The following is a 12,241-nucleotide window of genomic DNA, read 5'->3' on the forward strand; positions in this document are numbered from 1 at the left end:
CATCGGGGGGCCATTTGGGCCGGACCTTGGGTTGATGAATGGCCCCAAGACGGCCCTCAGCGCAACCGCCCGGGCCCTTCCCCACCGGCGTGCGGGATATCGTATCCGCGAACGAGCCGTGTGAGTCGCGGTCGCCAGGCTTCAGAAACCGCGCGGATAGGGCACGGTGCGCAGCCAGTTGCGGATGGTCGCCAACTCATCCGGGGTGGCACGGCGCCGCGCCGTGGCAGGGCTCAGCACCGGCATGCGGGCGGGGCTGCCGTCGGCGCCGGGCGACAGCATGCGCACCAGCGCGCACTTCTGCGTGATGTCGGCGTCGCTCATGGTGGCATAAGGCAGATCGGGAATCGGGGGGTGTCGCTGCCGGCCTGCCCGCCGCCATAGGGGTTGGCGATGGAGGTCAGCAGTTCCCGCTCGCTTTCCCAGCTGTAGCGGCCCTGCGCGTCGTGGCGGCCGTAGATCTCATACCTCGCCTGGACATCGTCCTCGGAGGCGGTGATGGTGAACAGGATGGTTTGCACGTCGGCGAAGGTCGGCGGATTGGCCATGGGGACTTTCCTTGGGGCAAGGACCGGACGGCGGGGCATGCGGGCCACGGCGCCGTCCGGCGGGATGAAATGACGGGGGTCAGCCGGCGGCCAGCGTCAGCATGCGCCGCGCGGTCTTCAGCGCCGCCTGCTCCGCCGGCGAGGCCGCCGACAGGGTGTCCAGCAGGTGGGCCAGGCGGGCGCGCTGGTCCGGTGGCAGGTCGCGGCCATGGTCCTGGACATAGGCGCCCACGGCGGCGATGGCCTGGGCCTTCAGCGCCGCCGGGGCCGTCCGGTCCCGGTCCAGGCTGCCCACCGCATTTTCAAAGGCCGCTTCGTTCAGGTGGCGCAGACTGTTCACGGCCGCCGCGCGAGCATCGACCGTGGCCTTGGCGTCCGCCGCCAGGCCCTTCACCAGGCTGATGGTCGCCGTATCGCCGCTGTGGGCCAGCACGGTGGCGGCCAGCGCCTTGGTCTTCCACCAATCGACCCCCACGCCGGTGGGCGTGGTGGCGCTCGCCTTCAACAGGCGGCGCATGGTGTCCAAGGTCACGGCCTTGTTGAACGGGGTGGCGCAACTGGCGTTGGCCTTGCCATGGACATGGCGGCTGTTGGCCGCCGGCACCGCCTCGAACAGGTTGGTGGCGGCGACGAAGGCCGTCGCGTCCTGCGGGAAGATGCGCACCGCGTCGGTCGGCTTCGCCAGGAAGCGCTGCAGCTCCACCGTCAGGCCACCCACGACGCAGGGGTTGTTGTCGGGCACGCCGTTGCGGGCGGCGGCGTACAGGCCCTTGTCCAGCACGGACACCGCTTTGGGCGCGGGCGCCGCAGCCGCTTCCGCCGGCGTGTCGACCGGGCGGTTGGCGAACATCTCCATGGCACGCACCCGTTCCACCGCGTGGGCCAGCGTCGGATGCTTGGCGTCGCCCTCAACCTTGTAGGCCGTCTCCACCGCGGTGGCCGTGTCGACGCGGGCCAGGATGTCCAGGGCGGCCGCGCGCACCTCCGGATCCTCGGCCGTTGCCAGGGCCACGCCCTGGAGGGCGCTCTTGGCGGTGGTGTCGGACGCCGCCGCCAGATCCACCTGCGCCGCCTGCTCCACCCGGTCGGCCGCCGGGCGGTCCTTGGCCAGGAAGGCGGCCAGGGCCGTGGCGGCCGAGGGCGCGTCCCCCTGGAAGGGCGACGCCTGCTGCCTGGGCGACCACGGCAGGTTGTCATAGCCGACGCCGGCGTCGGTGTCGGGCGTGACATAGCCGGCATAGTCGATCAGCTCACCCGGCGTGGGCCTGGCCGGCGCCTGCGGCCACAGGCCCGGCACGCCGGAGGGCGCGAAGGGGCCGCCCACCGTCTGCGGCGGCCGGCGGGCGCTGAAGGTTTCCACCGGCTTGGGTTGGATCTCCTCGTTCCACGGCCACATGGTGTCGCGCAGGTGATGGCCCAAGGGGTTGGTCTTGTTGCTGGGCTTGCCGTCGGCATAGGCGTCGTTGGGCCAGTACTGCGCGGGATCGGCACCGTCGGAGCGGAAGCGGTCGTAATGCTGCTGCCAGGCCGCCCACAGCCAGTCGAAATAGGTGTGGAAGGGCCAGAACATGGGATCGCTGGGCGAGATCATGCAATTGGACATCCACACGCCGGACCAGCCGTGGCCGATGTTGTGCGGGTTGGCCTCCACCGAACCGGCCATGAAGGAATAGTTGGACTTCAGCCCCGCCTTGGATTTGTCCAGCAGCATGCCGGGCGTGTTGAACAGCTTGACGTTGTCGCGATCCTGCCGCCAGCGCATCAGCGGCCCGCGCCCGGGCATGTTCCAGCCGTAGAGCGGGTTGCCGGCGTCGAAGCGGATCAGGTCCGTCGCCATGAAGTCCGGGTCGACCGCCACCGTGTTGGCGCCGGTGAAGTCGGCGTGGAACACCGTCGCGCCGTCCTTGCCCGGCGAGTAATACATGGGCCAATAGGGCAGCGTGACCGAGGGGTCGACCTTCTGCAGCGCCCGTTCCAGTTCCAGCAGGAAGGCGCGATGCCAGGCGACGAAGGCCGCCGCCTTGTGTTCCTGGTCCGGGTAGCCGATGTCCGCCGGCTCCGCGAAGCCACGGGCGCCGATGTCGTGCATGTCGACCAGGAAGGTGTAGGTGTCGCGCCAGCGCGGGTCCGGCGACTTCTGGAAGCGCAGCGCCGCCAGCGCCCAGAGGAAGCGGCTGCGCTCCTCCGCGCTCAGCGTCTCCTCATTGCGGCGCACGCGCACCATGACCTGGGCGCCGCCCACCACCGGCCCGGTGGCGCTGCCCTGGTGGGCGACGATGGCCGTGTCCTTATCATCGCGGCTGAAGTGCGGGAAGTCGCCGGCCACCACGATGGGCTGGGGCGTGCCGTCGGCCTTCAGCGTCAGGGTGATCTGGTCCTTGGCGCCGCCGCCCTCCACCGCCTTCTTGTAGTCGTCCGCCGTCAGGGCGAAATTGACGTGGCCCTGGCCCTCGGCGGGGGCGGCGCCGTTGGTCAGCACGACGGTGACGGTGGCGCCGGGCGGTAGGGCCGCGCCGGGACGGACCCGCACCAGGGTCGGGCTAGGCGCCCAGGTGACATAGTCGAAGTGCGCGCCCGTCCGGGCATCGCCATGGACCAGGATTTCCACCTGCGCGCCGGCGGCGTCGGCCGCCGTTTGCGCGGCCGACGCCGCCGCCAGCCCCACGCCCAGCGCCACGGCGGCGCACAGGCCGCCCCACCGGGCCCTTGCGGTCACCGGCCGCCGCATCCCATCCCCCATCAGTCCATCCTCCCGCAAGGCGCCCCGGCCGCTTGCTCGCCATGAACGCATTAATCAAAAGATCAACAACCGGGAGTATGAGCGTTTCGGGGTGGGGACGCCAAGGGCCTATTCGTATACGGGTGGTGAGAAAGTCGTTTTACAACTTAGGCTGCCGTGCCGCCACTCGTCCCCGCAGGACCTGTGCGTCGTCCCGCAAGGCAACGACCAGCGCCTAAAACATATGTTTTTATCAGAACATCTGTTTATAAGGTCAGGAGACGTACCGACGGATACCCCCCATGACCAACCTCAGCGACCAGGAACGCGCGGTATTGGCCGCCATCGAGGCCAACCCCTTCGTCAGCCAGCAGGACATGGCCGACACCCTGGGCCTGGCCCGTTCCACGGTCGCCGCCCATGTCGTCAGCCTGACGCAGAAGGGCCGGCTGCTGGGCCGGGGCTATATCCTGCCGGCGGGGCGCCGCGTGGTCTGCCTGGGTGGCGCGGTGCTGGACCGCAAGTACCAGGCGCTGGCCCCCCTGGTGCCCGCCACCTCCAACCCCGTGACCGGCGTGCGCAGCCCCGGCGGCGTCGCCCGCAACGTGGCGGAGAACCTGGCCCGCCTGGCGGTGCCCACCGCCCTGATCACCCTGGTGGGGGAGGATGAGGCCGGCCGCGAAATCCTGAACCACCTGCGCACCATCGGCGTGGACGTCAGCCAGGCGGCGACCACGGCGGAGGCGACCACCGCCGAATACGCCGCCATCCTGGGCCCGGATGGCGATCTGGCGGTGGCCGCCGCCGACATGCGCATCTTCGACCTGTTCACCCCCGCCCTGCTGGATCGCGCCTGGCCGCACCTGGCGGCGGCCAGCTGGGTCTTCGCCGATTGCAACCTGCCGGCGGAAACGGTGGCGGCCCTGGTCGCGCGGCGGCGGGGCGCCCGCTTCCGCCTGGCGATCGACGCCGTCTCCATCCCCAAGCTGGCGCGCCTGCCCCCGGATCTGGCCGCCATCGACCTGCTGTTCATGAATTTGGAGGAGGCCAACGCCCTGCTGGGCACCCGCCATGCGGGGCTGGAAGGCGCACAGGCGGCCGCCCAAGGCTTGCGCGCCCGTGGGGCGGCCGGCGCCGTCGTCACCCTGGGCGCCCAGGGCACGGCCATCGCCGGCGACGACACCGCCGCCACCTTCGCGGCCATACCCGCCCAGCCCGTCGACACCACCGGCGCCGGCGACGCCATGATCGCCGGCACCCTGCACCGTCTGGTGGCCGGCGACGGCCTGCTGGCCGCCGCCAGGACGGGCGCCTTGGTGGGGGCGCTGACCACCGAAAGCAAGGCCAGCGTCCATCCCGGCCTGTCGCCGCAACTGCTGGCCGCCAACCTGCCCCGCCTGACGACTTGAGGTCCCCCATGTCTCTTCTGAAGCCAGTCCTCAGCCCCGAGGTCGCCGACGCGCTCGCCACCGGCCTGCCGGTGGTGGCGCTGGAATCCACCATCATCACTCACGGCATGCCCTATCCCGCCAACCTGGAGACGGCGCTGGCGGTGGAGGATGTGGTGCGGGCCAACGGCGCCGTGCCCGCCACCATCGCGGTGGTGCGGGGCGTGGCTCGCGCCGGCCTGACGGGGGCGGAGCTTGAGGGCCTGGCCCAGGCCAAGGGCGTCGTGAAGGCGTCCAGCCGCGATCTCGCCGCCGTCATGGCGCGGCGCGGCAGCGCCGGCACCACCGTGTCCGCCACCATGCGCATCGCCGACCTGGCCGGCATCCCCCTGTTCGCCACCGGCGGCGTGGGCGGCGTGCACCGGGGGGCGGAGGCCACCTTCGACATCTCCGCCGACCTGACGGAGCTGGGCCGCACGCCCACCACCGTGGTCTGCGCCGGGGTGAAGTCCATACTGGACATCCCCAAGACGCTGGAATTCCTTGAGACCCAGCGCGTGCCCGTCATCGCCTACGGCAGCGACGACTTCCCCGCCTTCTTCACCCGCAGCAGCGGCCACAAGGCGGACCATCGCCTGGACAGCGCTGAGGAGATCGCCGCCACCATGCGCCTGCACCGCGATCTGGGCTGCGGCACCGGCATCATGATCGCCAACCCCATCCCCGAGGCCGACGCCCTGGATCCCGCCTTCATCGACGGCACCATCACGGACGCGGTGGCGGAGGCGGAATCCCGGGGCATCGGCCGCAAGGACCTGACGCCCTTCCTGCTGGCCCGCATCAACGAGCTGTCGGGCGGCCGCAGCCTGACGGCCAACATCGCCCTGGTGAAGAACAACGCCGCCCTGGCCGCCCGCATCGCGGTGGCCTACGCCGCCGGCTGAGGCCACCTTGACAGACGGCTGGCGCCCGGCGGACCTTCATGGCGAACGGTCCGTCCAGCCCGAAGGAAAGCCATGCGCCGTCCGGTGTTGCCGCAGCGATTGCGGGCGGTGCTCCAGCGCCGGGGGGATTGGCTGCCGGCCCTGCGGCGCGTGACGCTCTACGGCTTGGCGCTGGCCGCCGGCACGGCGGTTCTGCAATGGCTGGACTACCAGCGCCTGGCCCGCGCCCATTCCGACGACATCTATATCTTCCTGATCGCGGCGGGCTTCCTGGCCCTGGGCGTGATGGTGGGGATGCGGCTCATGCGTCCCGCCCCGCCGCTGCCCGCCGAGGGCAACGTCCAGGCCCAGGCCGGCCTGGGCATCAGCGCGCGTGAAATGGCCGTGCTGCGCGAGCTGGCGGCCGGACGGTCCAACAAGGAGATCGCCCTGGTGCTGGACATCTCCCCCAACACGGTCAAGACGCACCTGGCCCGGCTGTTTGAGAAGCTGGGCGCCCAGCGCCGCACCGACGCCGTCAACCGCGCCCGCGAACTGGGCCTGGTGCCCTGAATTACGGGTGAATCCGGCCAAATCACCCGTTCGGGCGATTGCCGGGGGCCGGATTTGCGGGCCAGTGAGGGGCAGGACACACGGAACCAAAGGGGCGTTCGCATGCTGCGCAAAATACTGACCTACGGCCTGGCCGCCGGCCTCATCTCGGGCCTGGCCATGGGGGTGCTGACCACGGTCCCGCACGGCCACCTGCCCATGGCCGTGGAGATGGCCCTGGGCTACGCCACCATGCTGGTGGCGCTCAGCACCATCTTCCTGGCGGTGAAGCGCCACCGCGACACCGCCTTGGGCGGCGTCATCCGCTTCTGGCCCGCCCTATTCCTGGGCCTGGGCATCAGCGTCGTCGGCGGGGTGATCTACGCCCTGGCGTGGGAGGTGACGCAGGCCCTGAACCACATGGACTATGTCAACGACTACGCCCAGGCCATGATCAGCCAGCAGAAGGCCAAGGGCGCCTCGGATGAGGCCCTGGCCGCCCTGACGGCGGAAATGGACAAGATGAGGGCGAAGTACGCCAACCCCCTTTACCGCCTGTCCCTGACCTTCAACGAGATCTTCCCCGTCGGCGTGCTGGTGTCGCTGGTCTCCGCCGGCCTGCTGCGCAACAGCCGCTTCTGGCCCGCCCGGCGCGCGCCGGTCCTGGCCTGATCAGAAGGCGCAGACGTCCGGGTGCAGCAACGGCCCGGCCTTCAGCCAAATACGGGCGCCCTGCCCGCCGGTGCGGACCACCAGATCCCGGCCGGCGGGCAGGCGCAGCCAGGACTGGGCGCGGAAATCCTCACCCCCCTCCGCGAAGCCGCCGGAGAGCACCAACAGTTCCAAGCCCAGCGGGTTGGCCACGCGCACCTCGGCATCCGGCCGCCAATCCTCCAGCCTCACGTCCTCATGCCCATCGGCGAACAGGCACAGGGCGCGCTCGACGCCGGGGCGGGTGGGCAGCGCCTCCCCCTCGCCGGGCCGCAGGACGACGCGGGCCTGGTCCTCGGCCCGGAACTGCCACAGCTTCACGAAGATGACGCAGCCGGGGACGGAACCCGGGGCATGGGCCGTGCCGGGCGGATTGCGGACATAGGTGCCGGCGGGGAAATCGCCCGTCTCATCCTGGAACACGCCATCCAGCACCAGGAACTCCTCCCCGCCCGGATGGCCGTGGGTGGGGAAGCGGCTGCCGGCGGCATAGCGGACGATGGAGGTGGCGCGCGCCTTCTCATCCCCGATGCGGGACAGCATGCGGCGGTCCACGCCCGGCGACGGGCTTGGCACCCAATCCAAGCCGCCGGCATGCACCGCCGTGCGCACGGTCAGGTCGTCGTTCAGCCGCATCATCGCCGTGCCCTCCTTCTCACCTCAAGGGCCAGATCAGGGACCCCATCACGGGCCGTCCGCCTCCGGCGCCACGTCGCCCACGGCCGCCGCCAGCGGCCGGGCGTCCTGCACCAGGTGGACTAGCACCCGGCCAGGCTCCTCGCCATACATCATATGGGCGGAGTTCTCGAACCAGACGAAGCGCTTGGACGGCGCCGACAGCGTGCGGAACCAGGCCTGCACCGGTTCCGACGGCGTGGTGTAGTCGTGCCGGCCGGCGAAGATGATGAGGGGGCAATCCAGCCTGGTCAGGCCGGTGAAGTTGGCCCCAGCCAGGTCGGGCAGCAGCTTGGGCAGGGAAAAGCCGCTGCCCTGGTCGATGGCCTTGAAGTCGGCGTCGGAATAGTCCGGCGAAATCTTTTCCGCGTTTTCCCAATAGTCGTAATTATCGCGGCCATAGGTCAGGCCGCCGAACTTCACGGACCACTTGCGCTCGGTCCCCAGCTTGTCGATGGGCAGGCTGCCGTCCTTTTCCGGATAGGGCGCGATGCCCTCCAGCTCGCGCACCGCCTGGGCGTCGCCCCGCCGCTTGGCCTCGTCCAGCACCCAGGCGTAGTTGACCTTCTCCGCCGCCACCGTGTCGATGATCTGGCCGGCGCCGATGTAGGCGTACAGCCAGTCCGGCCGCCGGGCCGCCAGGTTCAGGCCGATGATGGTGCCCCAGGAGTGGCCGATGGCGAAGACCTTCCGCTTGCCATAGGTGGCGCGCAGATAGCCCACCAGTTCCTCCGCGTCGCGGACGATGCGGTCGGCGCTCAGGGTGGGGCCCACCTTGGCCGGGTCGTTCAGCAAGTAGGTCTTGCCCGACCCGCGCTGGTCCCATTCAACCACGGTGAAATAGTCGGTCCACGGCGCCTCGAACAGATAGCGGGTGGGCAGCTCGGGCGCCGCCGGGCCGCCGTGGATCACCAGCAGGATGGGGTTGCGCCTGTCCTTGCCGCGCACGGTGATCCATTGCCGGATGCCGCCGATCTCCACCGCCTTGGCCTCGTCGATGCCGTTGGCGGAGACCACCTTGCCCACCGTGCCCAGGATGGCGCGGGTGTCGGGCGGCGGTGATGCCAGCGTCGGCGTGGCGGCCAGGATGGTGGCGAGGGCCGGGACGATGCCCAGGACGGTGGCAACCTTCAACATACGCTTCCCCGTTCAAACAATTTTGCGACGACCCTAGCGGCCCGGCGCCGCGACGGCACAAACTTTTTTTGGCCCCATGTCACACTGGCCCCATCCCGCTCGTCATAGGGTCGACGCGGCCGCCATGGCGGCGCATTCGACAGCAAGGGGTAGCATCATGAAGATCGTGGTTATCGGCGGCACCGGCCTGATCGGCGGCAAGGCCGTCAGAATCCTGCGCGACGCCGGCCATGAGGCCGTGGCCGCCGCGCCCAGCACCGGCGTCGACACCCTGACCGGCGCCGGCCTGGCCGAGGTGTTGGCGGGCGCCGACGTGGTGCTGGACCTGGCCAATTCCCCGTCCTTCGAGGACACGGCGGTGCTGGCGTTCTTCCAGACCTCCGGCCGCAACCTGCTGGCGGCGGAGATGGCCGCCGGCGTGCGCCACCATGTGGCGCTGTCCGTGGTGGGCACGGAAGGCCTGCAGGAAAGCGGCTATTTCCGGGGCAAGCTGGCGCAGGAAGGCCTGATCAAGGCCGCGCGCATCCCCTACACCATCGTGCGGTCCACCCAGTTCTTCGAATTCCTGCCTGGTATCGCCAACGCCAGCGCCGTCGACGGCACCATCCGCCTGTCGTCGGCCTACCTGCAGCCCATCGCCTCGGACGACGTGGCCGCCCTGATGGCGGAGATAGCCCTGGCCCCGCCCGCCAACGGCACGGTGGAGATCGCGGGGCCGGAGCGCCTGCGCCTGAACGAACTGGTGGCTCGCTACCTGGATGCCACGCATGACCCGCGCCGCGTGGTGAGCGATGCAGAGGCCCGCTATTTTGGCGCCCGGCTGGACGAACGCTCCCTGGTTCCGGCCGGGCCCGCGCCCCGCCTGGGCGCCACTGGCTTCGACGCCTGGTTCCACGCCCAGCCGGGCCGCGCCTGACGGGTCAGGGCAGGTCCATCCAATCGCTCTCCCCGCCGATGGGGTCGCCCGGCGGCACCTCCACCGAGCGCGGATGGTCGGCCAGCAGCTTGTCCGCCTGCTGCGGGTCCAGCAGCTGGCGCGACAGGCTGAGGGCCCAGGCGCGCTCGTCGGCATCGCCGTGGCCCTTCGCCAGGGTCTCCGCCACCTCATGCACCCGCTGGTCCAGCACGGCCGCCACCTCCGGCGTGGTGCCGGGACGGCGGGCGACCTGGGCCATGGTGACGATGGCGCGATAGGCGACGCGGCGGCTGACGGCATCCGTCTTGTCCGGCAGGACGGCGGACACCAGCCGTTCCAGTACCTCGTTCACCCCCAGGGCCTGGGGGTCGGCGGCATGCTGCACCGCCAGCCGGGCGAGGCGCGTGGGCGCCAGCAGCGTGTTGAGGGTGACGGAGGCCGCGACATCCGCCGCCACCAGGGGATCGAACACCGGGCCGCCGGCAGTGGCGAACAGCTCGATATCGAACTGGCGGTTGTCGCTGCCGTTGCGCGCGGCGGACAGCAGGGGCAGCAGGCCGGCCGGGACGCGCAGCTGGTCGGCCGACAGGGTGGAGAGCAAGGCCGACAGGGCGGCGCGCTGGGTGTCGGCCGCCACGGGCACCGACGCCTCCCGCCCATCCCCCTTCACCGAATAGGCGAAGGTGACGCCGCCCACCGACTTGGCGGCGGCGTTCACCTGGTAGCGGTGCAGCAGCCAGATGGGCACGAAGCGGCGGCGCAGTTCCGCCACCGCCTCCCCCGGCGCCAGGGCCCGCAGGCCGAACTGCTCGATGGCGGCGCGGCGCACGGCCATCAGGCGTGTCAGTTCCGCCACCGGGTCGGCGCCGTCGTCCCACAGGCCACCCCAGGGTTGGGCCGTGTCCGGCCGTCGGGCGTTGTCGTCCTGGACATAGCGCAGGCCGGCGGCCACCGCCGCTGTGGCCTTGGCGTCGGCCGCCGCCTGGTCGTCTTGGCCGGGATTCACGGTTCCGGCCGGCGCGGCACCGTACAGCCAATCCACCGTCGCCCTGTCCCAGGCGCCCACGCCGGCGCCATAGGCGTCCGACAGGTCGGGATGGCCGTCGACCAGGCCGATGCGCGGGGCGGGATAGTCCATGACGGAGGCGCGGCCCTGGGTGCTGGCGGCGAAGTTGTGGGCGAAGCCCAGGGCGTGGCCCACCTCGTGCGCGCCCAGCTGGCGCAGGCGGGCCAGCGCCACCTGGACCGGATCGTTGGGCCCGCCGGTTCCCACCTTGTCCGCCCCCACCAGGCCTTCGAAGATCAGGATGTCCTGCCGCACCCGTTCGGAGCCCAGGACCACCATGCCCTTCACGATCTCGCCCGTGCGCGGGTCCACGATCTCCTGTCCGTAGGACCAGCCCCGGGTGGCGCGGTCCACCCAGTTGACGATGTTGTAGCGCACGTCCATGGGGTCCGCGCCCTCGGGCAGCGGCTCCGCCTTGAAGGCGTCGATATAGCCGGCGGCCTCGAAGGCCTGGGCCCACCAGTTGATGCCCTCCAGCAGGGCGGTGCGCATCGGCTCCGGCGCCGTGCGGTCCAGGTAGAAGACGATGGGCTTCTTCACTCGCGAACGGGCGGCGGCCGGGTCCAGCTTTTCCAGGCGGAAGCGGTTGGCCACGTCGTGCACCACGTCCTGGCCCAGGGGCCGGCCGTAATCCACCGCCTGGGTGGAGAAGCCGCCCATGCGCGGATCGAAGGAGCGCGGGGTGAAGCCGGGGCCCGGCAGGCGCACGAAGCTGTGATGGACGGTGAAGCTGACCTGGCGGGCATCGGGGGCGATGTTCTCCACCTCCGCCCCCGGATGGTCGGAGGTGTAGGTCTGGACGGCGTCGATCTCCAGGTTGTCGGGAAACAGCTTGAGCGAGGTGGGGTCGGCGGCGCTCAAGCCCCCGTCCAGCTTGAAGCCCTTGCCCGCCCCCTGCGGCGCGCCACCGGTGCCGATGGCGTCGCCCTCCTGCCCCAGCGACTTGGCGATGCCCAGCATGTCGGCGGTCAGGAACTTGGCGATGTCCACCGCCACCCGCCCGTCGGACAAGGGTATGGCGTCCCCCATCCAGACGATGGAGGTGGCGAAGTCGGCGCTGGCGCCGGCGGCCGTTGGGTTGCGGAAGCGCGGGTTCTCGAACTGGAGGGCGACCTTGGCGCCCAGCAGGCGGAAGGCCAGCACCTGCGTCTGCCCGACGCGTCCCCGATCCAGAAAGGTGGGGGCGGAGCCCAGGCCGGTGCGCAGCGCCGGCGTGTAGAGGAAGCGCGCCATCACGCCGTCGGCCCCCGGCGCCGGCAGGGTCAGGAAGATCTTGCCCGCGGCCCTGTCCACCCGCACCGGCAGCAGGCCGTCCTGCGCCGGCAGGTCCCGCAGGGCCGCGGCCTGGCCAGAGGCCGCCCCCGGGGGTGCACCGACGGGGGCCCCGGCGGGCGCCGCCGCCAAGGCGATGGGTGCGGTGGAAAAGACCAACGCGGCGGCCCACACGGCCAGCGATGACGTGCGCAACGGATGTCCCCCATGGTGCCCTGTTTGGACGCACGATGTGCCGAAATGCCGCCGGCAGACAAGGGCCGCTGAATTAGTCCCTTGAAAAACCTTTCCGTAACCGACGGATATCCATTATCCCTGACCAGAAGATAGCGTG

The 12,241-nt window shown here is 70.8% G+C and carries 11 protein-coding genes; 5 read left to right on the forward strand and 6 right to left on the reverse strand.

Annotated features, from left to right (window positions below; genetic code table 11):
• Positions 1–141: 141 nt before the first annotated feature.
• The 3 genes from UAJ10_RS19110 to UAJ10_RS19120 form a co-directional block, all read right to left on the reverse strand.
• The gene (locus tag UAJ10_RS19110) at positions 142–324 is read right to left on the reverse strand and encodes a hypothetical protein (RefSeq protein ID WP_322916782.1); all 183 of its coding nucleotides are present in this window, start codon (positions 322–324) and stop codon (positions 142–144) included.
• Positions 321–548 carry a hypothetical protein gene (locus tag UAJ10_RS19115; protein ID WP_322916783.1) on the reverse strand — a complete coding sequence of 76 codons (228 nt, stop codon included), beginning with the start codon at positions 546–548 and terminating at the stop codon, positions 321–323. The genes UAJ10_RS19110 and UAJ10_RS19115 overlap by 4 nt, the downstream gene beginning before the upstream one ends.
• A 79-nt stretch (positions 549–627) precedes the next feature.
• Positions 628–3,264: a tyrosinase family protein gene (locus tag UAJ10_RS19120; RefSeq protein WP_322916784.1), complete on the reverse strand. Its 2,637-nt coding sequence runs from the start codon at positions 3,262–3,264 to the stop codon at positions 628–630.
• A gap of 305 nt (positions 3,265–3,569) precedes the next feature.
• Here UAJ10_RS19120 and UAJ10_RS19125 point away from each other — a divergent pair, with 305 nt between their 5' ends.
• The 4 genes from UAJ10_RS19125 (at position 3,570) to UAJ10_RS19140 (ending at position 6,802) form a co-directional block, all read left to right on the forward strand.
• A complete protein-coding gene (locus tag UAJ10_RS19125) occupies positions 3,570–4,676 on the forward strand; it encodes a carbohydrate kinase (protein WP_322916785.1) in 1,107 nt (368 codons plus the stop codon).
• Positions 4,677–4,684: 8 nt separating this feature from the next.
• Entirely contained in the window at positions 4,685–5,599 is a 915-nt protein-coding gene (locus tag UAJ10_RS19130) for a pseudouridine-5'-phosphate glycosidase (RefSeq protein ID WP_322916786.1), read from the forward strand.
• Between the two features lie 72 nt (positions 5,600–5,671).
• The gene (locus UAJ10_RS19135; protein WP_322916787.1) at positions 5,672–6,151 is read left to right on the forward strand and encodes a helix-turn-helix transcriptional regulator; all 480 of its coding nucleotides are present in this window, start codon (positions 5,672–5,674) and stop codon (positions 6,149–6,151) included.
• A 102-nt stretch (positions 6,152–6,253) separates the two neighbouring features.
• Positions 6,254–6,802, forward strand: coding sequence for a DUF4199 domain-containing protein (locus tag UAJ10_RS19140; RefSeq protein ID WP_322916788.1), 549 nt, complete (start codon positions 6,254–6,256; stop codon positions 6,800–6,802).
• Here the strand turns inward: UAJ10_RS19140 and UAJ10_RS19145 are convergent, their stop codons facing one another.
• Both UAJ10_RS19145 and UAJ10_RS19150 read right to left on the reverse strand, forming a co-directional pair.
• Complete coding sequence (locus tag UAJ10_RS19145; RefSeq protein ID WP_322916789.1) at positions 6,803–7,480, reverse strand: cupin domain-containing protein; 678 nt, start codon at positions 7,478–7,480, stop codon at positions 6,803–6,805.
• Positions 7,481–7,525: 45 nt separating this feature from the next.
• On the reverse strand, positions 7,526–8,653 hold the full coding sequence (locus UAJ10_RS19150; protein WP_322916790.1) for an alpha/beta hydrolase: 1,128 nt from the start codon (positions 8,651–8,653) through the stop codon (positions 7,526–7,528).
• A gap of 157 nt (positions 8,654–8,810) precedes the next feature.
• Here UAJ10_RS19150 and UAJ10_RS19155 point away from each other — a divergent pair, with 157 nt between their 5' ends.
• Positions 8,811–9,569 carry an SDR family oxidoreductase gene (locus UAJ10_RS19155; protein WP_322916791.1) on the forward strand — a complete coding sequence of 253 codons (759 nt, stop codon included), beginning with the start codon at positions 8,811–8,813 and terminating at the stop codon, positions 9,567–9,569.
• Positions 9,570–9,573: 4 nt separating this feature from the next.
• Here UAJ10_RS19155 and UAJ10_RS19160 read toward each other — a convergent pair whose 3' ends face one another.
• The gene (locus tag UAJ10_RS19160; protein WP_322916792.1) at positions 9,574–12,102 is read right to left on the reverse strand and encodes a zinc-dependent metalloprotease; all 2,529 of its coding nucleotides are present in this window, start codon (positions 12,100–12,102) and stop codon (positions 9,574–9,576) included.
• Between the last annotated feature and the right edge of the window lie 139 nt (positions 12,103–12,241).

This window comes from Nitrospirillum guaranorum (assembly GCF_034653275.1).
Lineage (GTDB): Bacteria > Pseudomonadota > Alphaproteobacteria > Azospirillales > Azospirillaceae > Nitrospirillum.